Here is a 23735-nt window from a genome sequence, read left to right on the forward strand (position 1 = left end):
TACGCCACTGCACATCGCTGTGCAAAATGAAGCCATGAGCCGAGCCGAAGGCATGAGCCGAGCCGACGCCAACCGCCGCCGCATCCTCGATGTCGCACTCCTCGAACTGCTCCGCGACCCGGAAGCCTCCATGGACCAGATCGCCCGCGCCGCCGGCGTCGTGCGCAGGACCGTGTACGGCCACTTCCCCAGCCGCGAGGCACTCATCGCCGCCCTCGTCGACGACGCGACGGCGGCCGTCGCCGAGGCCAACGCGATCGCACCCGGCGCCGACCCGGCCGAGACCCTGGCCCGGCGCACCCTGGCCGTCTGGGAGATCGCCGACCGCTACCGCCTCCTGATCGCCCTGGCCCGGCGCAGCGTGACGATGGAAGGCATCAGGCAGCGCCTCACCCCCGTACGGCGGGAACTCACCGGGGTTCTCCAACAAGGCCTGGACGAGGGCGTATTGACGTCACAGCTGTCCGCCGAGGCGCTGTCGTACGTCCACGAGCACGTGCTCTACGGCCTGATGGAAGCGGTCAACGACGGGGTCCTGGCAGCAGAGGACGCGGGCCGCTCCGCCGCCGTCACCGCGCTCACCGCATCGGGCGTACCCGCCGTCCACGCCACGGAGTTGGTGGCCGGGCTGAGCAGCACCTAGCTGAGCAGCACCTACCCGAGCAGCACCTGGACGCCGGCGCAGGGAACCGTTCACGCGTTCCGGCTGTCGTCATGGGGGTGCCGACACGAAAGCTGCTGCGTAAGAAGAAGGCCCGCTGGGGCATGAGTGGTGCCGCCGTGCTGCTGCTCGGCGGCGGGGGTGTCGTGGCCTACGAGGAGTACGACGACAGCGACTTGGTCTGCTGCGCGCCCCCGCCCCTCCACGGCATCCCCCGAGGACCCGACGGGGAGATCGACATCGCCTCCCAGTCGGTGCGGACCGAGGTCCTCGCCGACCACGACTTCTCGCTCCACGTACGGCCGGGCGGCGGCGCGGCCGACTGGCGCCTCGCGGACTCCGGCGAGTCGGACGGCGTGCTGCGCGCCAAGGGCGAGAAGACCGTCAAGGGCACGCACTACTTCACGTTCCGTGCGCTGAGGACCGGGACGGCCCGCGTCGTCCTGGCGGAGGCCGACGGCGACCGCACCATGACGTATCCGGTCGAGGTCAAGGAGGGCAGCCACCTGGGCCGCGTGGCGGAGGACCCGCTGCCGGACCAGTCAGGGCCTCGGGAGCCGGACCGGTCGCGCACGGCGGACGGGGACTTCGCGGGCACCCTCACCATGCGTGCGCACGAGGACGTGCGCGTCGCCAACCGCTACGACAACCAGCCGGGTTACACCTGGCAGGTCGTCCGGGAGCCCGACGCTTCGCTGGTCCGGCTCGACGGCACCGTACGCAGCAGCGGCGACCCGGCCGCCGTTCGGCAGGACTGGTACAGCTTCTACGCCCGTGCGGAAGGCACGACCACGGTCAAGCTCTTCGGCTGCTACCGCTGCGAGGACGGCAGCAAGGCCGAGTCGGCCGAGAGCAGGAAGTTCTCCGTGACGAAGACCCTCACCATCAAGGTGCGCTGACCGGTCCGGACCCGGACCCGAACCCGAACTCGGCCCCGGTCCCGGTCCCGGTCCCGAACTCGGTCCCAACAAGTGCGGGAGGCGGCCCGCTCAACAGCGGCCCGCCTCCCGCACTTCACCGGTCACGCACTTCACCGGTCACCGCACGTCACCGGCAATCGGCCTTCACCGGCAACCCATGCTCACCGCTCAGACGCCGACCTTCTCCTTGCCGCCCGCTCCCTCGGAACCCCCGGACTGCTCGGGCAGCTCGGCCGAGTCGGCGGGCGCGTGGTCGTCCACCAGCGTCTGCTCGTCGAACGGCAGCCTGCCCGCGAGGACCTGAGCCACCCGGTCCTTGTCGATCTCCTTGGTCCAGGTGCCGACGAGCACCGTCGCCACCGCGTTGCCCGCGAAGTTGGTCAGGGCACGCGCCTCGCTCATGAAGCGGTCGATGCCGACGATCAGGCCGACGCCGTCGACCAGTTCGGGGCGGTGCGACTGGAGACCGCCCGCGAGGGTCGCGAGGCCGGCGCCGGTGACGCCCGCCGCGCCCTTCGACGCGATGACCATGAAGACGAGGAGCGAGATCTGCTCGCCGATCGACAGCGGGTTGCCCATCGCCTCGGCCACGAACAGCGAGGCCATCGTCAGATAGATCGCGGTGCCGTCGAGGTTGAAGGAGTACCCGGTCGGCACCGTGATGCCGGTCACCGGCTTGCTCACGCCCAGGTGCTCCATCTTCGCGATCAGCCGCGGCAGAGCCGACTCCGAGGAGGAGGTCGAGACGATGAGCAGGAACTCGCGGCCCAGGTACTTCAGGAGCGAGAAGATGTTGATGCCGGTGAACAGCTTGAGCAGCGCGCCGAGTACGACGAAGACGAACAGCGCGCAGGTGACATAGAAGCCGATCATGATGACGGCCAGGGACTTCAGGGCGTCCACACCGGTCTCACCGACCACGGCGGCGATCGCGCCGAACGCGCCCACCGGGGCGGCCCACATGATCATGGCGAGGACACGGAAGACAAGGCGCTGGATGTGCCCGATCCCGCGCAGCACCGGCTCACCGCTCGACCCCATGGCCTGCAGCGCGAACCCGCAGAGCAGCGCGACAAGCAGGGTCTGCAGCACCGACTCACCGGTGAACGCGGACACCATGGTGGTCGGGATGATCCCGAGCAGGAAGTCCGCGGTGGACTCCGACGCCCCCTCGGCCTGCGCCTCACCAGCGCCGCGCACCGCCTCGGTCAGCTGCAGTCCGTGCCCCGGCTCCAGGATGTTGCCGACGACCAGGCCGATGGCGAGGGCGACGGTCGACATCACCATGAAGTAGCCGAGCGCGAGCCCGCCGACGGCACCGACCTTGGCGGCCTTACGGACCGAGCCGACGCCGAGCACGATCGTGCAGAAGATGATGGGCGAGATCATCATCTTGATCAGCTTCACAAAGCCTTCGCCCAGCGGCTTCAGCTCCACCGCCACTCCGGGCGCGGCGAATCCGACCGCGATGCCGAGCAGCACCGCGCCGATGACGGCGATGTAGAGATAGTGGGTTCTGTCCCGCTTGGCGGCCACGTTGCCTCCTTGCTCACGGATACGGTGCCGCGTCCCGTGCGACCCGTCCTGGGATACGCGCCCTCGCGTGCGACTCACGCCCTGAGCGGTCCCGGAGAATATCCATCACGCCGTGACCGGGGTCACCCTTGCGTTCATTTAGTTCGCGCTTATACGTCCGTGCACACTGGCCGCATGCCCCGCGTCCCCCGTCCCCGCAGCCTCGCAGGCCAGCTCTTCGCCATGCAGGTCGTGCTCGTCGCCTTCGTGGTCGCGGGGTGTGCGGTGTTCGCGTACGTCACCGCGCACCGGCAGGCCGAGGCCGCCGCCGAGCGGCAGGCGGGTGCGGTGGCGAGGGCGGTCGCCGAGTCGCCCTCGGTGCGCCGGGCCGTCCGGGGCGAGGACCCGACGGCCACCCTGCAGCCGTACGCCGAGAAGGTCCGCGAGGCGGCCGGTGTCGACTTCGTGACGATCATGAACCCGCGCGGCATCCGCTGGACGCACCCCAACCCGGAGCACATCGGCGAGCGCTTCCTCGGCCACATAGGGCCCGCCCTGAAGGGTGCGACGTTCCCCGAGACGTACACCGGCACCCTCGGCCCATCCGTACGGGTCGTCACCCCCATCAAGAACGGCGGCCGCATCACGGGCCTGGTCAGCGCGGGCATCACCATCGAGGAGATCACCGAGCAGGTACGCAAGCAGCTCACCGGACTCATCGGCGTCGCGGCCGGGGCCCTCGCCCTCGGCGGCATCGGCACCTACGTCGTCAACGCCCGCCTGCGCCGGCATACGCACGGTATGAACGCCGCCGAGCTGAGCCGCATGCACGACTACCACCAGGCCGCCCTGCACGCCGTGCGCGAGGGCCTGGTGATGCTGGACGGACAGCGCCGGATCGCCCTCATCAACGACGGGGCCCGCGAGCTGCTCGGGCTCGGCGACGACGCCGTGGGCCGGCCCGTCGCCGGACTCGGCCTGCCCGTGCCGCTGACCGGCGCCCTGCTCGCCACCGAGCCGCGCGTCGACGAGCTGCATCTGACCGGTGACCGCGTCGTGGTCCTCAATACGTCCCCGGTGTCGGGCGGCGAGCGCCGCGGCACCGTCGTGACGCTGCGCGACCACACCGAACTGCAGGCCCTGACCGGCGAGTTGAACCACGAGCGGGGCTTCACGCAGGCGCTCAGGTCACAGGCGCACGAGGCCGCGAACCGGCTGCACACCGTGGTCTCCCTGATCGAGCTCGGCCGCGCCGACGAGGCCGTCGAGTTCGCCACCGCCGAGCTGGAACTCGCCCAGGCCCTCACCGACCAGGTGGTCACCGCCGTGGGTGAGCCGGTGCTCGCCGCCCTGCTCCTCGGCAAGGCGGCCCAGGCCAACGAGCACGGCGTGGAGCTGGTGGTCTCCGCGGACAGCAGCATCGACGACGGGCTGCTTCCGGCCGGTCTGCCGCCCCGCGACCTGGTGACCGTCCTCGGCAATCTGATCGACAACGCGGTGGACGCGGCCACCGGCGCCCCCGGCGGCCGCGTTACGGTGACCGCGCGCACCGACGTATCGGCCGGCCGCGAGCTGCTGCTCCAGGTCACCGACAACGGCCCCGGCATCCCGTCGGACACCGATGTCTTCCGTCGCGGCAGCTCCGGCAAGGGACCGGGCCGCGGCCTCGGTCTGGCCCTGGTGCGCCAGACGGCACAGCGGCACGGCGGCACCGCCGTCGCCACCGAACCGGCGGGCGGCGGCGCACAGTTCACGGTGCGGCTGCCCCTGCGACGGGAGGCACGGACATGACGGCGGGAGGTACGGGCATGACCGGGGAAGACACGGACACGACCGGGACCCGCGAGCCACGCCCCATCCGCGTCCTCGTCGTCGAGGACGACCCCGTGGCCGCCGACGCGCATCTGCAGTACGTGAACCGCGTGCCGGGTTTCCGCACCGTCGGCAAGGCCCACTCGGGCGCCGAGGCCCGCCGCGTCCTCGACCGCACCGAGGTCGATCTGCTGCTGCTCGATCTGTATCTGCCCGACGGGCACGGACTGCAGCTGGCCCGCTCCCTGCGCGCGGCCGGGCATCAGGCGGATGTCATCGCGGTGACCTCGGCACGCGATCTGACGGTGGTACGCGAAGGCGTCTCGCTCGGTGTCGTGCAGTACGTCCTGAAGCCCTTCACCTTCGCGACGCTCCGGGACCGGCTCGTGCGGTACGCGGAGTTCCGGGGCGCCGCGGGCGAGGCCGGCAGCCAGGACGAGGTGGACCGGGCCCTGGCCGCCCTGCGCTCACCGGGCCCCGCCGCCCTGCCCAAGGGCCTCAGCGCCCCCACCCTTGAGCGCGTCACCCGCGCCCTGCGCGCCGCATCCGACGGACTGACCGCCACCGCCGCGGCCGAGACCGCGGGCCTCTCGCGGATCACGGCCCGCCGCTATCTGGAACATCTGGTCACCGCCGGCCGCGTGGCCCGCAGCCCGCAGTACGGGCAGGTGGGGCGGCCCGAGCTGCACTACCGGTGGCTCGGCAGCGACACCTGACCGGCGCGGACCGGGTCCGACCGGGCAATAACAACGTTGTCACGGATCCCCCAACCCCCCACGCATGGGCATTGACCAGCCAGGAAGCGGCCCGTACGTTCACCGAGCAGCCAGCGAGGGCGGCCGGCAAAGGGCCGCCTGGCCCGGATGGCTCGTAGGAGGTCGTGCCGTGCCCGTGCGTCGCCCCAGCACCCCACTGCTGCTCACCGCTTCCGCCCTGCTCGCCGCATCCGCCCTCACCGCCTGCGGCGGGGGCTCCGAGAGCGACCCCGATGTCGTCAAGGTCTCGTACAAGCAGTCCATGGACAACCAGATCCGGGTCATGGACGACTACTTGGGCGAGATGAAGAAGCAGTTCGAGAACGCGCATCCGGGCAAGAAGGTGGAGCTGGTGCCGATCAAGGCGCCGGACGCCGAGTACTACACGAAGCTGCAGCAGATGCTGCGCTCCCCCAAGACGGCACCCGACCTGGTCTACGAGGACACGTTCCTCATCAACTCCGACATCACCAGCGGGTACTTGAAGCCCCTCGACCCCTATCTGGACAAGTGGAAGGACTGGGGCCAGTTCATCGACACCGCGAAGTCCGCGGCGAAGGCGCAGAACGGCAAGACGTACGGCGTGCCCGACGGCACCGACACCCGCGGCCTGTGGTTCAGCAAGGACATCTTCAAGAAGGCGGGCCTGCCCGAGAACTGGCAGCCCAAGAACTGGAACGACATCCTGGAGACCGCCCGCACCATCAAGAAGAAGGTGCCGGGCGTCATCCCGCTGAACGTCTACACGGGCAAGCCCGGCGGTGAGCAGTCCGCGATGCAGGGCTTCGAGATGCTCCTGTACGGCACGGGCGACGACCCGATGTACGACCCCGGCGCCAAGAAGTGGATCGCGGGCAGCAAGGGCTTCAAGGACTCCCTGAAGTTCGTCGAGACGGTCTACAAGGAGAAGCTCGGCCCCGAGGTGTCCGACGCCCTCGACCCCAATATCGGCCCGACCGTGCGCGCCGAGATGCTGCCCAAGGGCAAGCTGGCCATCAACCTCGACGGCTCCTGGCTGCCGCAGGACTGGCTGAAGGGCTCCGGGCACGAGTGGCCCGAGTGGTCCAAGGAGCTGGGCCTCGCGCACATGCCGACCCAGAACGGCCAGGCCCCCGGCAAGGTGAGCATGTCGGGCGGCTGGACCTGGTCGATCCCGGCCAAGTCCGGCAACCCCGATCTGGCCTTCGAGTTCATCGAGACCATGCAGACCAAGGCCAACGCCCAGAAGTGGTACATCGCCAACTCGGGTATCGCGGTCCGCAAGGACGTCGCCGAGGACCCGTCGTACACGAAGGCGCAGCCCGGCCTGAAGTTCTTCACGGACCTGGTCGCGCACACCCACTACCGGCCCGCCTACCCCGCGTACCCGAAGGTCTCCACCGCCATCCAGGAGGCCATGGAGGGCGTCACGACGGGCGACGCGTCGGTGGACGAGGCCGCGAAGGGCTACGACGAGGAGCTGGACTCGGTCACGAACGGCGAAGTGATCAAGAAGTGAGCACCGGTAAGTGAAGTCCTCGTACGCGTCCGAGCCGCCCGCGTCCGTGCAGCGGGCACCCGGCGGCGCGGGCCCGCGCCGCGCCCCGCGCCGCACCCTGGGGCGGGCCCTGCCCGTCTCCCCCGGCTTCGTCCTGATGCTGCTCTTCCTGGCCGGGCCGATCGGCTACTGCGTCTATCTCGCCTTCACCGACCTGCAGTTGACCGGCCAGGCCGAGTCGTCCTTCGTGGGCTTCGACAACTTCACGAAGGCCTTCGGGGACGAGGACTTCCTCAACGCCGTCTGGCTCACGCTCGTCTTCACGGTGGTCTCGTCGCTGATCGGCCAGAACACCCTGGGCCTGGCCCTGGCCTCGCTGATGCAGCGCGCGTCGAAGCCGGTCCGCACCCTCACCGGCGGCATCGTGATCTCCGCGTGGGTGCTGCCCGAGGTGGTGGCGGGCTTCCTCCTCTACGCGTTCTTCCGCCGCGAGGGCACCTTGAACGCGGTCCTCGACTGGCTGCATCTGCCGGGCCAGAACTGGCTCTACACCCTGCCCATCCTCGCGGTCTCCTTCGCCAACGTATGGCGCGGTACGGCCTTCTCGATGCTGGTCTACTCGGCGGCCCTGAACGAGATCCCCAAGGAGGTCACCGAGGCCGCCGAGGTCGACGGGGCGGGCGGCTGGCGGCGCATGTGGCACATCACGCTGCCCATGATCCGCCGCTCCATCGGCACCAATCTGATGCTCAACACGCTGCAGACCCTCTCGGTCTTCGGCCTGATCTGGGTGATGACCCGCGGCGGCCCCGGCCACCGCAGCCAGACGCTGCCGCTCTACATGTACGAACAGGCCTTCCAGAACAGTCTGATCGGCTACGCGACGGCCGTGGCGCTGCTCCTGCTGGTGGTGGGCTCCCTGTTCTCGCTCGTCTATATGCGCCTGCTGCGTACGGAGGTCTAGGTGTCCGTCTCCGTCCCAGGGAAAGCCGCGGGAAAGACCACAGGAAGGGGTGCGGGAAAGGCCGCACGAAAGCCCTCCGGAAGGCGCACCCTCGCGTCCCGCCGCACCGGCCGCCGGCTCGCCGCCGACGCGGCACTCGTCCTTGTCGCGGCCTCCTTCGCGCTGCCCCTGCTGTGGGTGCTGCTGTCCGCACTCGACCCCGAGGCGAATCTGAAGGTGAAGGTGCCGGGCTCCTTCACGCTCGACAACTTCGACGCGGTCCTGAAGCCGGACATCACGTTCACACCGCTCCTGAACAGCCTGATCCTGTGCGGCGGCGCGACGCTCCTGACGGTCGTCTGCGCGGCGCTCGCGGCGTATCCCCTGTCGCGCTACCGCTCCCGCGCCGGCCGTACCTTCCTCACGGTCACGCTGTTCGCGACCTGTCTGCCGATCACGGCGATCATGGTCCCGGTGTACGCGATGTTCGTGCAGGTGGAACTGATCGACACCATGCAGGGCACGATCCTGTTCTTCGCGGCGTCCCAACTGCCGTTCGCCGTCTGGCTCTGCAAGAACTTCATGGACGGCGTCCCGAGGGAGCTGGAGGAGGCGGCCTGGACGGACGGCGCCTCGGCACTGCAGTCCCTGCTCCGGGTCGTCCTCCCGCTGATGGGCCCGGGCATCGCGGTCGTGACCGTCTACTCCTTCGTCATGATGTGGGGCAACTTCTTCGTCCCCTTCATGCTCCTGCTCAGCCCCGACCAGATGCCCGCCTCGGTCAGCATCAACGACTTCTTCGGCAACCGCGGCTCGGTCGTCTACGGCCAGCTGGCCGCGTTCAGCATCATCTACTCGACCCCGGTGGTCCTGCTCTACGTCCTGATAGCCCGCCGCCTGGGCGGCGGCTTCGCCCTGGGCGGCGCGGTCAAGGGGTGACCGCGACACCGCCGCCCCCGTCTCGTACCTTCCTACGAGCTGCAATCCCGGCGGAACGCACCGTAGGCGACCAACCGGTAGCCCCCTAGCGTGTGCGCGTGCACCAGAGCCCGGCCGACCAGCCCTCACCACCGTTCGACCACCTCGCCGCCCGCCGGCTGCGCGAGGCGCTGGGGATGGCGCCGGGGCATGTGGCGTACAGCATGCGGGCCAGCTATGGGCTCGGGCACGTCACTCCGGACACCGTCACCGCCTGGGAGCGGGGACAGGCCGCGCCCTCCGCCACCGAGCTGACGGCGCTCGCCGGTGCGCTGTGGTGTGCGCCGGGTGAGCTGCTCAGGGCGGCGACGACGCTGCGGGAGCACCGCCTTGCGCGGGGCCTCGCACCGGAGGACGTGGCGCGGGCGGTGGGCTTCGACCACGCCACGTATCTGCGGATGGAGGACACCGGGAAGTGGCGGGGCAACGAGCGGCAGTCGGCGGCGCTCTCCGAGGTGCTCGGTCTGTCGGCGCGTGACTTCACCACGGTGACGGGCCGCGACGAGAAGCTGGCGGACCTGCTGCGCAGCGCGGCCACGGCGCGCTGGGAGGGCTATGTGCGGCCGGTGGCCAAGCTGGTGCCGGTGGCGCGGGACATCGTGGAGTACGCCCTCGACCGGCTGCACGGCGAGTACCACTCCCGCATGGTGTCGACCCTGAGCTGGGGCTCGACCCAGAGCAGCACGGGCGACGCGGGCCGGGAGTTCCTGGAGCGGATCGTGGACGAATTCTGGTCCCTGGTCCGTTCACAAGGGGCCTGAAGTCCCGGTGCGGATACGCCGAAGCCCTCCGGCCGTGGCGGGCCGAAGGGCTTTGTCGGGTCGTTCACATGCGGATCGCGCCTCGGTCAGAAGACGGATTCCGTCTCCGCCATGCGGTACTCCGGCACCGTCTTCAGCTCGGTCACGGCCTCCGCGAGCGGCACCATCTCGATGTTCGTGCCGCGCAGCGCCGTCATATGGCCGAACTCGCCGCGGTGGGCGGCCTCCACGGCGTGCCAGCCGAAGCGGGTGGCGAGCACCCGGTCGTACGCGGTGGGGGTGCCGCCGCGCTGGACGTGGCCGAGGATGACCGGCTTGGCCTCCTTGCCGAGGCGGTGCTCCAGCTCGTGCGCGAGGGCGGTGCCGATGCCCTTGAAGCGCTCGTGGCCGAACTGGTCGATCTCGCCGGTGCCGTAGTTCATGGAGCCCTCGGCGGGGTGCGCGCCCTCGGCGACGCAGATGACGGCGAACTTCTTGCCGCGGGCGAACCGCTCCTCGACCATCTTCACGAGGTCCGCGGGGTCGAAGGGACGCTCGGGCAGGCAGATGCCGTGGGCGCCGCCGGCCATACCGGACTCGAGCGCGATCCAGCCGGCGTGCCGTCCCATGACCTCGACGACCATCACGCGCTGGTGCGACTCGGCGGTGGTCTTGAGGCGGTCCATGGCCTCGGTGGCGACACCGACAGCGGTGTCGAAGCCGAAGGTGCGGTCGGTGGCGGAGATGTCGTTGTCGATGGTCTTGGGTACGCCGACCACCGGCATGCCCGCGTCGGAGAGCATCCGGGCCGCGGTCAGGGTGCCCTCGCCGCCGATGGGGATGAGCACATCGATACCGAGCCGCTTGGTCAGGGCGGGCGCCTCGCGCACGGCCTCCTGCAGCCGGCCGCGCTCCAGGCGGGCGGAGCCGAGGATGGTGCCGCCGCGGGCGAGGATGCCGCTGACCGTGGTCAGGTCGAGGGGGCGGTAGTAGCCGTCGAGCAGACCCTTGTAGCCGTCCTCGAAGCCGATGACCTGGTCACCGTGCGCGGCGACGGCACGGTGCACGACCGACCGGATCACTGCGTTCAGGCCGGGGCAGTCGCCGCCTGCGGTGAGAATTCCGATACGCATCGTGCTGAATCTCCTGCTCGCTAGTCGTACGCATGAGCCGGGTTCCGATTGTTCCACGGGCCTCAGGGGCACGCCCCTTTCACGTACTCCACCGGAAGGGACCCTCCAAGGCCCTTGGACCCGGCGCCGTCAGGCCCTTTGTCCGGCGGGCGCTCTATCCACCCGCAGGGGTATTGTCAAGAGGGCAACCACACCATATCGGGTATTTTTGTGAGCGCTTGTCCTGGTCGTCTCGTACGTACCGGGGCCGGGCGCACAAGCGAGCGATGGAACGGAGAGCACGCGTGACGCGCAGCGTGTACGTGACCGGGATCGACCGTGGCGACGGCCGTCAGGTCGTGGAGCTGGGGGTCATGGAACTCCTGACCCGGCAGGTCGACCGGGTCGGCGTCTTCCGCCCCCTGGTCCACGACGGCCCCGACCGACTCTTCGATCTGCTGCGGGCCCGCTACCGGCTCTCCCAGGACGCGGCGTCCGTGTACGGCATGGACTACCACGAGGCGTCCGCGCTGCAGGCGGAGCAGGGCACGGACGAGCTGGTCTCGCGCCTTGTCGACCGCTTCCACCAGGTGGCCCGCGACTACGAGGTCGTGCTCGTGCTCGGCACCGACTTCGCCGCCACCCAGCTCCCCGACGAGCTGGCCCTCAACGCACGCCTTGCCAATGAGTTCGGCGCCTGGGTGCTGCCGGTGGTCGGCGGCAAGAACCAGACCGCCGAGTCCGTGCGCGCCGAGGCCCGTAACGCCTATCGCGCCTACGACGGCCTGGGCTGCGACGTCCTCGCCATGGTGGTCAACCGGGTCGCGCCCGGCGACCAGGAGGTCATCGCCGAGCGGCTGACCGCCCGGGTGCCGGTGCCCTGCTACGTCCTGCCGGACGAGCCCGCCCTTTCGGCGCCCACGGTCGCGCAGATCACCCATGCGCTCGGCGGCCGGGTGCTGCTCGGCGACGACGCCGGTCTGGCCCGCGACGCCCTGGACTTCGTCTTCGGCGGCGCGATGCTGCCGAACTTCCTGAACGCCCTGACCCCCGGCTGCCTGGTCGTGACCCCGGGCGACCGGGCCGACCTGGTGGTGGGGGCCCTCGCCGCGCACAGCGCCGGTACGCCGCCCATAGCGGGCGTGCTGCTCACCCTCAACGAGCAGCCGAGCGAGGAGATCCTGCGCCTGGCCGCCCGGCTCGCGCCCGGCACCCCGGTGATCTCGGTGACCGGCAACTCCTTCCCGACGGCGACCGAACTGTTCGCCCTGGAAGGGAAGTTGAACGCCGCGACGCCCCGCAAGGCGGAGACCGCGCTCGGTCTCTTCGAGCGGCATGTCGACGGCGCCGGGCTGCTCAGCCGCCTGGAGGTGTCCCGCAGCGGCCGCGTCACGCCGATGATGTTCGAGCACAAGCTGATCGAGCAGGCCCGCTCGGACCGCCGCCGCGTGGTCCTGCCGGAGGGCACGGAGGAGCGCGTCCTGCGCGCCGCCGACGTCCTGCTCCGCCGCGGTGTGTGCGACCTGACGCTGCTCGGCGACGTGGAGGCCATCCGCAAGAAGGCCGCGGACCTGGGTATCGACCTCGCCGGCTCGCAGCTCATCGACCCGCAGACCTCCGAGCTGCGGGAGAAGTTCGCCGAGGAGTACGCGGCCCTGCGCGCCCACAAGGGCGTCACGGTGGAACTCGCCCACGACGTCGTCGCGGATGTGAACTACTTCGGCACTTTGATGGTGCAGGACGGCCTCGCCGACGGCATGGTGTCGGGATCGGTGCACTCCACGGCCGCGACCATCCGCCCCGCCTTCGAGATCATCAAGACCAAGCCGGACGCGAAGATCGTGTCCTCGGTGTTCTTCATGTGCCTGGCCGACAAGGTGCTCGTCTACGGCGACTGCGCGGTCAACCCCGACCCCAACGCCGAGCAGCTGGCCGATATCTCCGTCCAGTCGGCCACCACCGCCGAGCAGTTCGGTGTCGACCCGAAGGTCGCGATGCTGTCCTACTCGACGGGTACGTCGGGCTCGGGCGCGGACGTCGACAAGGTCCGCGAGGCCACCGAGCTGGCCCGCGGCCAGCGCCCCGACCTGAAGATCGAGGGCCCGATCCAGTACGACGCCGCCGTGGAGCCCTCCGTCGCGGCCACCAAGCTGCCGGACTCCGAGGTCGCGGGCCAGGCCACGGTGCTGATCTTCCCGGACCTCAACACCGGCAACAACACCTACAAGGCCGTGCAGCGCTCGGCCGGCGCGATCGCGGTGGGCCCGGTTCTGCAGGGTCTGCGCAAGCCGGTCAACGACCTGTCGCGCGGCGCCCTCGTCCAGGACATCGTCAACACGGTCGCCATCACCGCGATCCAGGCCCAGTCCCCGGCCGACACCGCCAACACCGCCAGCGCATGACCACCCCTCCCCACACAGAAGGCCGCACAGCTGTGACCGCGACTCGTATCCTCGTCCTCAACTCCGGCTCCTCGTCGGTGAAATACCAGCTCCTCGACATGCGGGACAACGCGCGTCTCGCCGTCGGCCTGGTCGAGCGGATCGGCGAGGAGACCTCCCGCCTCAAGCACACCCCGCTGACCGGAGGAGGCGCCGAGTCGCGTGAGCTGAACGGTCCGATCGCGGACCACGAGGCCGCGCTGAAGGCGGTCGCCGAGGAGCTGGCCAAGGACGGTCTCGGCCTCGACTCCCCCGAGCTCGCCGCCGTCGGCCACCGTGTGGTGCACGGCGGTCTGACCTTCACGAAGCCGACCGTCATCGACGACACGGTGCTCGCCGAGATCGAGCGCCTGGTGCCGGTGGCGCCGCTGCACAACCCGGCGAACATCACCGGCATCAAGGTCGCCCAGGCCCTGCGCCCCGACCTGCCGCAGGTCGCGGTCTTCGACACCGCCTTCCACACCACGATGCCGGAGTCCGCGGCGCGCTACGCGATCGATGTGCAGACCGCCGACGAGCACCGCATCCGCCGCTACGGCTTCCACGGCACCAGCCACGCCTACGTCTCGCGCGAGACGGCCAAGCTGCTCGGCAAAGCGCCCGAAGAGGTCAATGTCATCGTCCTGCACCTGGGCAACGGCGCCTCCGCGTCGGCGGTCAAGGCCGGTGCCTGCGTGGACACTTCGATGGGTCTGACGCCGCTTGAGGGCCTGGTCATGGGTACCCGTTCCGGCGATCTCGACCCGGCCGTCATCTTCCATCTGGCGCGGGTCGCGCAGATGTCCGTGGACGAGATCGACACGCTCCTCAACAAGAAGAGCGGCATGGTCGGCCTGTGCGGCGACAACGACATGCGTGAGATCACCCGGCGCATGGGCGAGGGCGACGAACAGGCCCGCCTCGCCTTCGACATCTACATCCACCGTCTGAAGAAGTACATCGGGGCCTACTCCGCGGTGCTCGGCCGGGTGGACGCGGTGGCGTTCACGGCGGGCGTCGGCGAGAACGCTGCAGCGGTACGCGAGGCGGCCGTCGCAGGCTTGGAGGAGCTGGGCCTGGCGGTGGACGCCGACCTCAACGCGGTGCGCGGGGACGAGCCGAGGCTGATCTCCCCCGAGTACGCGCGGGTCGCCGTCGCCGTCGTACCCACCGACGAGGAACTGGAGATCGCGACCCAGACGTACGCCTTGGTGAATTCCTGAAAAGGGCGCCGGAACACGCTGAAATCCGGCGCCCCAACGGGCGACAATTGAGCGCCGGTTCGCCCATTTGGACTTTCCACCAGACGGAATATTCCGCTCCGAAACAAACCGATAGGATCCGCCTTATGCGCCGTTCCAAAATCGTCTGCACCCTGGGCCCCGCCGTCGACTCGTACGAGCAGCTGAAAGCTCTCATCGAGGCCGGTATGAACGTGGCCCGCTTCAACTTCAGCCACGGATCCCACGCAGAGCACCAGGAGCGTTACGACCGGGTCCGCCAGGCCGCCGAGGACACCGGCCAGGCCGTCGGCGTCCTCGCCGACCTGCAGGGTCCGAAGATCCGCCTGGAAACCTTCGCCGAGGGCCCCGTCGAGCTGGTACGCGGTGACCAGTTCACCATCACCACCGAGGACGTCGCGGGCGACAAGTCCATTTGCGGAACCACGTACAAGGGTCTGCCGGGCGATGTCGCCAAGGGTGACCAGGTTCTGATCAACGACGGAAACGTCGAGCTCAAGGTGACCGATGTCGAAGGCCCCCGGGTCAAGACAATCGTCATCGAGGGCGGTGTCATCTCCGACCACAAGGGCATCAACCTGCCCGGCGCGGCCGTGAATGTGCCGGCCCTTTCCGAGAAGGACGTCGAGGACCTGCGCTTCGCGCTGCGGATGGGCTGCGACCTGGTCGCGCTCTCCTTCGTCCGGGACGCCGACGACGTCAAGGACGTCCACAAGGTGATGGACGAGGAGGGCCGCCGCGTCCCCGTCATCGCCAAGGTGGAGAAGCCGCAGGCCGTCGCCAACATGGAGGGCGTCGTCGCGGCGTTCGACGCGGTCATGGTGGCCCGTGGCGACCTCGCCGTCGAGTACCCGCTCGAGAAGGTCCCGATGGTGCAGAAGCGCCTGGTGGAGCTCTGCCGGCGGAACGCCAAGCCGGTGATCGTGGCGACCCAGATGATGGAGTCGATGATCACCAACTCCCGCCCCACGCGCGCCGAGGCGTCCGATGTCGCCAACGCGATCCTGGACGGCGCGGACGCGGTCATGCTCTCCGCCGAGTCGTCGGTGGGCGCCTACCCGATCGAGACCGTCAAGACCATGTCGAAGATCGTCCAGGCCGCCGAGGAGGAGCTGCTCTCCAAGGGCCTGCAGCCGCTGGTGCCCGGCAAGAAGCCGCGTACACAGGGTGGTTCGGTGGCCCGCGCCGCCTGCGAGATCGCGGACTTCCTGGACGCCAAGTCGCTGGTCGCCTTCACCAAGTCCGGTGACACGGCCCGCCGTCTGTCCCGCTACCGCGCCAGCCAGCCGATCCTGGCCTTCACCACCGACGCGAACACCCGCAACCAGCTCGCCCTGAGCTGGGGCGTGGACACCCGCGTGGTGCCGCACGTCGACAACACCGACGCGATGGTCGAGCTGGTGGACGCCGAGCTGCTCAAGCTCAAGCGCTTCAACAAGGGCGACACCATGATCATCACGGCCGGTTCGCCCCCCGGCATCCCCGGCACCACCAACATGGTCCGGGTGCATCACCTCGGCGGCGGCGAGCGCGACTGACCGCCGTACACGCCAACGCCCGAGGGGCACCCCGGTGACGGGGTGCCCCTCGGGCGTTCTCGCGGCTCCCGGAAGGGATTTCGGGGGACCGTCCTGAGCGGTTAGCGGACGATCCGCTGGGAGAGCCCCGGCACCTTGAGGGTGCCGCCGAACTGGGCCGCCTGCGTGACCTCGACATCCGTGACGTAGATCAGCGGGATGTTCAGCGGCGGCGGGTGCTCCGGGTCGAACGTGACCGGGATCAGGCCGAAGAGCTTGCCCGAAAGCCGCTCGGTGTACATCGTCGTCTCGCCGTTGCGGATCGTGGACGTCGTGCCCTTGTCGGCCTCGATGTGGTACTTCGAGCCGTTCGGGCCGCTGACGATCTGGTGCAGATCGCCGATGTCCGTACCGTCCTTGACGACGTACTTCATGACCTGCTTGGTCTTGCCGCCGGCCGTGGTGAGGTTGACGATCCCCTGGTAGTCCGCGCCCTTGAGCGTCAGCGAACTGGCCTCCAGGAGCCACGGCTCGTCCGGGACCGGCACCGGCGGGGTCTCCGCCTTGCCGTCGACCTTCTTCTCCACCACGCACGGGAACGGCTTCTTGCCGTTCTCGTCCGGCGCCATCGAGTCGCTCGCGCTCGGTGACGGCACGGCGTCCTTGGCCTTGTCCGCCGCTTCCCCGGCCTTGTCGGCGGCATCCTTCGCGCCGTCGCCGACCTTGTCCACGGCGTCCTCGGCACCGTCCTTGACACCGTCGACGGTGTCCTTGACGGGGTCGGACGGCTCGTCGGCCGACTCGTCCTCGCTCGCGGACGGCGACGGCTCCGGCTCCTCCTCGTCGTCCGGGGTGAAGAGGTCCTTGATCTTGTCGCCGACACCCAGGGGGTCGAGCGGGTTCTTCGTCTCGGACTCCGAGGGCGAGGCCTCGGACTCCGCCTCGTCGGCCGAGTCACCGGAGGCGGAGGGCGAGGGCGTGGCCGCGGGCTCGTCGCCCGTGCCGCCGGAGCCGCCCGCGGAGGGCGAAGGCGTCGGCTTCGCGGCCTCGTCCTTCTGCTCCTGCTCGGCCTTCTCCTTCGCCGCCTTCTCCCGCTCGGCCTTCTCCTTCGCCTCCTCGGCCTTGGCGTCCTCTTCCGCTTCCTTGTCCGGCGCCGTGACACACGGGCCGTCCTGGAAGGGGTTCTTGGGCTGCGGCTTGGCCACGGCCAGCGTCGGCGTCAGGCCCATGCCCATCAGCACGCTCGCGGGCATCGCCGCGATGGCTATCGCCTTGCCCGCGGGCACATGCAACCTGGTGAGCAGGGGCTTCCTGGGCGCCGCATGCCGCGGCCCGGATCTTGCCCGGCCCTCATCCGGCGAGCCCTCGCGGTGCACCTCGTCACCGGGCACGGTGCCTCCCGTTCGTCTCGTTCGTCGAACTTGTAGCTGACAGGTCGTCACTCATCCCGTTCGCGGCGCCGGCCACGGCGGGCTCCGCCACACCGTCCGCCGCGGGCTCCCCGGGCCTGCCTTCGCGCTGTGCGTCCTCACCCGCGGGCCGTGCAGGCGCCCAGGCGATACCGAGCGCACCACCGATCAGCGCGAGCAGGAACCCGATCAGGAAGCCGCCGATGTTGGAGACCACCAGGGAGACAAGCGCGAGCAGGATCGCCGCCACGCCCGCGAAGACCCGTGAGTGGTACTGGAACCACATGGTCAGGCCGAGCACGATCAGGAGTACGCCGATGATCAGCGAACCGGCGCCCGCCGTGGTGGCCATGGCGAGCGTCATATTGCCGAGCTTGATGTTGCCGTAGGGCAGATAGGCGATCGGAACGCCGCCAAGAATCGTGAGGAGACCGGCCCAGAAGGGCCGGGTGCCCCGCCAGGCGCGAAACTTCCTGCGGTGGATCTTGAGGAAGGTGTCGTTCGGCCCAGGTGACTCGGCGCTCATGGGAAACAGCTCCTTGGAACCGGCGGTACGCAGTACGGGAGAAGATCGGGGGAGATCTGTGGTGGCGGGCGGGAGACCACGCTCCGCGCCCGCCGGGCCAGTTGCCGGACGGCCGTCACACGGACCGCCCGGCCGACAAGTGCTTCAGCGCGCTCCGCGAGCGCTCAGAAGCACTCCTGCTTGCCCTTTTTCAGCTTCATGCTGAGACCGCTCAGCTTGAAGGTGCCGGCGCTGGTCGCCCAGGCCGTCTGCTTGATGTCGGTGAGGATGGCCCGGTCGGCTTCCTGAGCGAAGCCGTTCGGGTTGGCCTGCTCCTTGCCGCCCTTCATGCCGGGGCCCTTGGTGGACTGCCCGGCGGCGACACCGATGTTGATGTCCCTGAACTCGGCGTCGGCGTCAAGCTGGGCGACGTCGATGTAAAGCCTCTCGGCCTCCACCGGCTTGCCCTTGTTACCGGCCCTGAGCTGCAGCGTGATGTCACCGAGCACCGGAACATGCGTCACAACGGACTGACACATGTTGGTGATCTGCGCGGAGTTGAACGCGGAGACCGACACCGGGTGGGAGGCCTTCTTGCCCTCCATGTCCACGCCGACGTCCACACCGCCGTACTGGACCATGCCCTTGCCGTCGAGCTTGTCCGCCGCCACCTTGAACGACTGACCCGACACACTGAACGATGCCGCGAGCGCGCCCTGTGAAAGGGCGACGCCTATCGCGGCGGTCGCCGCGACGCTCGGCACCATGACCACGGCGAACCGCTTCCATCTGGTTCCGCCACGAGCCACGGATTCCATGACTTTCCTCCTTCTCGGACGTACATCTCCTGACCCTGACTGCCACCTGCGGCTCAGCCGGGCAGGGATGGGAGAAGTGCTACGTCCTCGGGAAGGAGAGCGCCTGCTGTATTTCCAGGCACGCAATTGCGCCCGAATCACCGGCGATCACCCCCGAGCGACAACCACTGGTCACGCCTTCACGCAACCTGCCGGACAGGCCCTGCCGGTCGGCAGAGACCCCCCTGTCCTTAGACCGTCGGCGGTGCCTTCGGTCACTCGGTGGGGACCCAGGAGCCCCGTGTCCCGAGCTGGCCGTCGGGGGTACGGGAATGGACCGAGCGTGGCCGATCGTGGTGCATTCGGAGCGCCCGCACAAGGGGGTTCGTTACTCGCTGGTAACGGCTGGATAACCACGTCGCGACCGCCCGGCATCGAGCGGTCGCACTCGGTACAGCCAACCCTCGGAAGAAACCGGTGAATTGCGGGGCGGATTCGGACAGAACACTGCCCTTGATTTACTGCGAGTAACAGCGGCCGCGATTACCAAGTTTTGGTAAAGCGCGGCCGCCTGCTCGCTTCGTCGCTGAATTTTCACAGGGCTACCGCGACCCCACCCGTTTAGCGCCAGCTCACCAACAGCCGGACACCGGGCGCCCGTCACGGGCCGTAAGGAGCATTACGGACCGTGCGGACCGGGCGGGGTGCATCAGTACCCGTCCGTCAGAACAGCGCCCTGGCGAGCGCCGAACGCGCCGCCGCGACCCGCGGGTCATCGGCGCCGACCACCTCGAAGAGTTCGAGCAGCCGCACACGGGCGGCGTTGCGGTCCTCCCCTGCCGTGCGCTTGACCGTGTCGACCAGGCGCCCGAAGGCGTCCTCGACATGCCCGCCGACCAGGTCGAGGTCGGCCGCGGCGATCTGCGCGGTGACATCGGCCGGCTTCTCGGCGGCGTCCCGGCGCACCTGCTGCGGGTCCACGCCCTGTACGCGCTGGAGGAGTTCGGCCTGGCCGAGGCCGAGCTTGGCCTCGGTATTGCCCGGGTCGTCGGCGAGAACGTTCTTGTACGCCTGCACGGCGCCGCCCAGGTCACCCGCGTCCAGGGCCTGGACCGCGGCTTCGAGCAGCGCGTCATAGGGGCCCGCGGGCTCCTCCGCCTCGGCCGCCGGGGCCTCGGCCCCCTGGGCGGCCGGGTCGACGGCGATGCCGGTGATCCCGAAGCGCTCCTCGGCGACCTGGACCAGCTGGTCCAGGGTCTGGCGGATCTGGGCCTCGGGCGCGGCCCCCTGGAAGAGCGGCAGGGCCTGTCCGGCCACCACCGCGAAGACGGCCGGGATGCCCTGGATCCCGAACTGCTGCATCAGCATCTGATTGGCGTCGACGTCGACCTTGGCGAGCAGGAAGCGGCCGTTGTACTCGACCGCGAGGCGTTCGAGCAGCGGGCCGAGCTGCTTGCACGGCTCGCACCACTCGGCCCAGAAGTCGATGACGACGGGTACCTCTGCGGAGCGCTGCAGGACGTCGTTCTCGAATCCCGCCTCGTCCACATCGATGACGAGACTGGCGGGCGATACGGCACCGCCGCCGCCCTGCTTGGCGGCTTCGGCGCGAGTCTGCTCCGCCTTCGCCTTGGCCTCCTGGGCCGCCTTCACCGCGGCGAGGTCGACGACTCCGCTCATGGACATGTTCCGTGGCTGCATGAGTACATCCTCCCCCTTCGGCGCGCGCGTGTGAAAAGCCCCGGGAAAATCCGGCATGACTTGTCCCGTCCTCGTGGGACCGCGGCCCGTCCGCAGGCCTCCCGCCGGATTGCGAGGCGTACGGACAGGTCACGGCCCGGGTCCCGAGGAGGACCTTCTTCCGTTCGGCGCCGGGTCCCCACCCGGCACCTGTGGTTGCCGCTCGTACGGTGTTCCCCGTCCAGGCTTCCCTACGAGCTCCGAAGCTTTCGCTACGACTCGTAGCGTATCTCCACGCGATCTCCCGCGCCCACCCTCCCCCGGTGTCCGGGGCCGGTGATCTGCCTCACGGAAACGGCCCGGGGTCACCCGACTTACCGACCGGTATGGTCACCCGCATGTGCCGCACATCCCCTCGCTCGGGGCGCATGGGACGCCCCCGCAACGCCGATGCCGACACCGCGATCCTCGAGGCCACCCGGGCCGCGCTCGTCGACCTGGGCTGGTCGAAGCTGACCATGGGCGATGTGGCCGCCCGCGCGGGCGTCGCCAAGACGACCCTGTACCGGCGCTGGGCCGGCAAGAGCGAACTCGTCGTGGACGCGGTGGCGGTGCTCTTCGACGAACTCCGGCTGCCCGACCGCGGCAGCCTCGCGGCGGACGCCGAAGGCGTGGTCCTGCAGTTCGCGGCACTCCTCGAACGCCCCGAGACCCGCACCGCGCTCATGGCCGTCGTCGCGGAGTCCACCCGGGACGAGGCGCTGCGGGCCCGGATCAGGCACGCGATCGTGGACCGCCAGAAACGCCTCGTGCTCGAAGGCCGCCGCCGCGCCCAGGCCCGCGGTGAACTCCCTTACGAGGAAGACGAGTCCGCCGCCGCCCGCACCGCCGACCTCATCTTCGACGTGGTCGCGGGCGCGGTGGTGCACCGCTCCCTGGTGAGCGCGGAACCGGTGGACACGGAGTGGGCCAGGGGTTTCGTCACGCTGCTGCTCGGCGGTCTGGCGGCAGCGGCGGCCACGTCGCCGCCGCGGTCGGAGACGAACAGCCGGGGTCACACCTGGTAGCGGTCGGGCGCGAAAAGCCCCAGGTTCTCCGCCACCCACTCCGACGTCCGCTTCAGCCCTTCCGAGAGGGACACCTCGGGGGCCCAGCCGGCCCAGTCCCGCGCCCGCGAGTTGTCGGACAGCAGCCTCTCCACCTCACTCCCGGAGGGCCGGAGGCGGGCCGGGTCCACCACGACCTCGGCCTCGCGCCCGGACGCGGCGATCAGCTCCCGCGCCAGCTCCCCGATCGAGATCTCCTGCCCCGAGCCCAGGTTCACCACTTCACCGAGCGCCAGATCGCAGCCCGCGAGCGCCAGGAACCCGCGAGCGGTGTCCGTGACGTAGGTGAAGTCCCGCGTCGGGCTCGTCGAGCCGAGCTTGATCTCCCGCGCACCGGCGTGCAGTTGGGCCAGGATCGTCGGGATCACGGCGCGCGCGGACTGCCGCGGACCGTAGGTGTTGAACGGCCGCACCACCGTCACCGGCAGCTCGAAGGCATGCCAGTGCGAGAGCGCCATCATGTCGGCGCCGATCTTGGACGCGGAGTACGGGGACTGCGGCTGCAGCGGGTGTGCCTCGCTGATGGGGGCGGTGCGCGCGGTGCCGTACACCTCGCTGGTGGACGTGTGCAGCAGGCGCCGCACCGAGTGCCTGCGGCAGGCCTCCGCGATGTTCTCCGTACCGACGACGTTCGTCTGGACGTACGCGCCGGGCGAGTCGTAGCTGTACGGGATGCCGATGAGCGCAGCGAGGTGGAAGACCGTGTCGCAGCCCGCGACGGCGTCCATCACACGGCCCGCGTCCCGCACATCACCGGCGATCATCTCGACCCGGGAGTCACCGAGGTAGCGCGCGAGGTGGCCCTTTTCGGCGTACGGCTTGTAGTGCACGAACGCCCTTACCCGCGCGCCCTGTTCGACGAGCAGATCGACGAGCGTGGAGCCGATGAAGCCCTCCGCTCCGGTGACGAGGACGGTACGGCCATGGAAGTCGGCAGTCATGCGGCGGGCTCCAGTCGGGAGAGGTTCCTACGGGGGTGGGCGAGCTTCAGCACTTCCGCGGCGAGCAGCTCCGCGGCGTGTGCGTGCGGTCCGGGATCGGCGGCGCCGCTCATCGCGGCCAGCTGTCCCGGCCGGGCGAGCAGGGGTTCCACGAGCGCGGCGAGCGCGTCCGCGGTGGTGTCGGCGTCCGGAAGGAGCAGTCCCGCACCGGCGTCCGACAGCACGCGCGCGTTGTGCGTCTGGTGGTCGCCGGGCGCGTGCGGATAGGGCACGAGTACGGCCGGGACGCCGGTGCTGGCGAGTTCGGCGACGGTGGCGGACCCGGCCCGGCAGACGACCAGGTCGGCGGCGGCGTACGCGTAGTCCATGCGGTCCAGGTAGGGCACCGCGCGGGCGACGGGTGAGTCTCCGAGCCGCCGCCGGGTCTCCTCCAGGGCGGCGGGTCCCGTCTTGATCAGCAGATGTACGTCGGTGCGGTGCCGCCACCGTTCGGCGAGGCCGACCGCCGCCTCGGTGAGCCGGGCGGCGCCGAGGCTGCCGCCGTTGAACAGCACCAGGCGTGCCCCGTCCGGGACTTGGAGGGAGCGGCGGGCCTCGGCGCGCAGGGCGGCGCGGTCCAGGCGGGCCAGGGCCGCCGCGATGGGCATGCCGACGGTGCGGGCGTGCTCGCCGCCCGAGAGATGGGCGCAGCTGCGGTCGAAGGCGACGGTGACGTTCGGGGTGAGGCGGGCCGCGAACTGGTTGGCCCGGCCGGGCACCGCGTTGGACTCGTGGATCACGCTGGGCAGATGCGCCATGCGGGCGCCGACGATCACGGGTGCGCTGGGGTAGCCGCCCATCCCGACGGCGACCTGCGCCCGCTGCGCGCGCAGGATCGAGCGGCACTGGGCCCCCGACTTGAGCAGCGCCGCGGGCAGCAGATAGCGCCTGGCGCCGAGTGCCGGGTCGAAGGGGATCATGTCAACGGTGTGCAGGCGGTACCCCGCCTCCGGTATGAGCCGGGTCTCCAGGCCCCGGGTCGTACCGACGAAGGAGATCACCGCGTCCGGCACCGCGCGCCGCAGGGCGTCGGCGAGCGCGAGTCCCGGATAGATATGGCCGCCGGTGCCGCCCGCACCGATGACGACGGAAAGAGGTGCGCTCGCGGTGGGTACTGCTGTTTCGGCTGGTACTTCCGTGTGTGGTGTGCGCATGGAGGCACACTGA

The 23735-nt window shown here is 69.9% G+C and carries 20 protein-coding genes; 12 read left to right on the forward strand and 8 right to left on the reverse strand.

Annotation, left to right across the window (positions count from 1 at the left end):
• The first annotated feature begins 34 nt into the window (after positions 1–34).
• The gene (locus ACFQVC_RS38495) at positions 35–643 is read left to right on the forward strand and encodes a TetR/AcrR family transcriptional regulator (protein WP_381839952.1); all 609 of its coding nucleotides are present in this window, start codon (positions 35–37) and stop codon (positions 641–643) included.
• A gap of 77 nt (positions 644–720) precedes the next feature.
• Complete coding sequence (locus ACFQVC_RS38500; protein ID WP_381839954.1) at positions 721–1560, forward strand: hypothetical protein; 840 nt, start codon at positions 721–723, stop codon at positions 1558–1560.
• Positions 1561–1749: 189 nt separating this feature from the next.
• Here ACFQVC_RS38500 and ACFQVC_RS38505 read toward each other — a convergent pair whose 3' ends face one another.
• A complete protein-coding gene (locus tag ACFQVC_RS38505) occupies positions 1750–3117 on the reverse strand; it encodes a cation:dicarboxylate symporter family transporter (RefSeq protein WP_381839957.1) in 1368 nt (455 codons plus the stop codon).
• Between the two features lie 174 nt (positions 3118–3291).
• On the opposite strand from ACFQVC_RS38505, the gene ACFQVC_RS38510 reads away from it, so the two are divergent.
• The 6 genes from ACFQVC_RS38510 (at position 3292) to ACFQVC_RS38535 (ending at position 9822) form a co-directional block, all read left to right on the forward strand.
• Complete coding sequence (locus tag ACFQVC_RS38510; RefSeq protein ID WP_381839960.1) at positions 3292–4887, forward strand: ATP-binding protein; 1596 nt, start codon at positions 3292–3294, stop codon at positions 4885–4887.
• 17 nt (positions 4888–4904) lie between these two features.
• Entirely contained in the window at positions 4905–5624 is a 720-nt protein-coding gene (locus ACFQVC_RS38515) for a response regulator (protein ID WP_381839963.1), read from the forward strand.
• A 175-nt stretch (positions 5625–5799) separates the two neighbouring features.
• Positions 5800–7161: an extracellular solute-binding protein gene (locus ACFQVC_RS38520; protein WP_381840067.1), complete on the forward strand. Its 1362-nt coding sequence runs from the start codon at positions 5800–5802 to the stop codon at positions 7159–7161.
• Positions 7162–7207: 46 nt separating this feature from the next.
• Positions 7208–8104: a carbohydrate ABC transporter permease gene (locus tag ACFQVC_RS38525; protein ID WP_381840070.1), complete on the forward strand. Its 897-nt coding sequence runs from the start codon at positions 7208–7210 to the stop codon at positions 8102–8104.
• Positions 8105–9022 (forward strand): carbohydrate ABC transporter permease, encoded by a 918-nt coding sequence (locus ACFQVC_RS38530; protein ID WP_381839966.1) that lies wholly within the window; start codon positions 8105–8107, stop codon positions 9020–9022. It begins immediately after the preceding gene.
• 92 nt (positions 9023–9114) lie between these two features.
• Positions 9115–9822: a helix-turn-helix domain-containing protein gene (locus tag ACFQVC_RS38535; RefSeq protein ID WP_381839969.1), complete on the forward strand. Its 708-nt coding sequence runs from the start codon at positions 9115–9117 to the stop codon at positions 9820–9822.
• A gap of 86 nt (positions 9823–9908) precedes the next feature.
• Here ACFQVC_RS38535 and ACFQVC_RS38540 read toward each other — a convergent pair whose 3' ends face one another.
• Positions 9909–10934, reverse strand: a complete 1026-nt coding sequence (locus ACFQVC_RS38540) for an ATP-dependent 6-phosphofructokinase (RefSeq protein WP_381839972.1) — start codon at positions 10932–10934, stop codon at positions 9909–9911.
• A 284-nt stretch (positions 10935–11218) separates the two neighbouring features.
• On the opposite strand from ACFQVC_RS38540, the gene pta reads away from it, so the two are divergent.
• The 3 genes from pta (at position 11219) to pyk (ending at position 16112) form a co-directional block, all read left to right on the forward strand.
• Entirely contained in the window at positions 11219–13315 is a 2097-nt protein-coding gene (pta, locus tag ACFQVC_RS38545) for a phosphate acetyltransferase (RefSeq protein WP_381839975.1), read from the forward strand.
• Positions 13316–13347: 32 nt separating this feature from the next.
• Positions 13348–14556: an acetate kinase gene (locus tag ACFQVC_RS38550; RefSeq protein WP_381839978.1), complete on the forward strand. Its 1209-nt coding sequence runs from the start codon at positions 13348–13350 to the stop codon at positions 14554–14556.
• A gap of 125 nt (positions 14557–14681) precedes the next feature.
• Positions 14682–16112, forward strand: coding sequence for a pyruvate kinase (gene pyk / locus ACFQVC_RS38555; protein ID WP_381839981.1), 1431 nt, complete (start codon positions 14682–14684; stop codon positions 16110–16112).
• 101 nt (positions 16113–16213) lie between these two features.
• Here pyk and ACFQVC_RS38560 read toward each other — a convergent pair whose 3' ends face one another.
• From ACFQVC_RS38560 to ACFQVC_RS38575, 4 genes are all read right to left on the reverse strand, one after another.
• On the reverse strand, positions 16214–17482 hold the full coding sequence (locus ACFQVC_RS38560) for a hypothetical protein (protein ID WP_381839984.1): 1269 nt from the start codon (positions 17480–17482) through the stop codon (positions 16214–16216).
• Positions 17472–18026, reverse strand: coding sequence for a DUF6114 domain-containing protein (locus ACFQVC_RS38565; protein ID WP_381839987.1), 555 nt, complete (start codon positions 18024–18026; stop codon positions 17472–17474). Before ACFQVC_RS38565 ends, ACFQVC_RS38560 begins: the two co-directional genes overlap by 11 nt.
• Before the next feature lie 164 nt (positions 18027–18190).
• Positions 18191–18823, reverse strand: a complete 633-nt coding sequence (locus ACFQVC_RS38570; RefSeq protein ID WP_381839990.1) for a DUF6230 family protein — start codon at positions 18821–18823, stop codon at positions 18191–18193.
• A 702-nt stretch (positions 18824–19525) separates the two neighbouring features.
• Positions 19526–20503, reverse strand: a complete 978-nt coding sequence (locus tag ACFQVC_RS38575) for a tetratricopeptide repeat protein (protein WP_381839993.1) — start codon at positions 20501–20503, stop codon at positions 19526–19528.
• A 377-nt stretch (positions 20504–20880) separates the two neighbouring features.
• Here ACFQVC_RS38575 and ACFQVC_RS38580 point away from each other — a divergent pair, with 377 nt between their 5' ends.
• Complete coding sequence (locus ACFQVC_RS38580) at positions 20881–21549, forward strand: TetR/AcrR family transcriptional regulator (RefSeq protein ID WP_381839996.1); 669 nt, start codon at positions 20881–20883, stop codon at positions 21547–21549.
• Here ACFQVC_RS38580 and ACFQVC_RS38585 read toward each other — a convergent pair.
• Complete coding sequence (locus ACFQVC_RS38585; RefSeq protein ID WP_381839999.1) at positions 21537–22529, reverse strand: GDP-mannose 4,6-dehydratase; 993 nt, start codon at positions 22527–22529, stop codon at positions 21537–21539. The two genes, ACFQVC_RS38580 and ACFQVC_RS38585, sit on opposite strands and share 13 nt — an antisense overlap.
• The gene (locus tag ACFQVC_RS38590) at positions 22526–23722 is read right to left on the reverse strand and encodes a UDP-N-acetylglucosamine--N-acetylmuramyl-(pentapeptide) pyrophosphoryl-undecaprenol N-acetylglucosamine transferase (protein ID WP_381840002.1); all 1197 of its coding nucleotides are present in this window, start codon (positions 23720–23722) and stop codon (positions 22526–22528) included. Before ACFQVC_RS38590 ends, ACFQVC_RS38585 begins: the two co-directional genes overlap by 4 nt.
• Between the last annotated feature and the right edge of the window lie 13 nt (positions 23723–23735).

The organism is Streptomyces monticola (assembly GCF_042665355.1).
GTDB lineage: Bacteria > Actinomycetota > Actinomycetes > Streptomycetales > Streptomycetaceae > Streptomyces > Streptomyces monticola.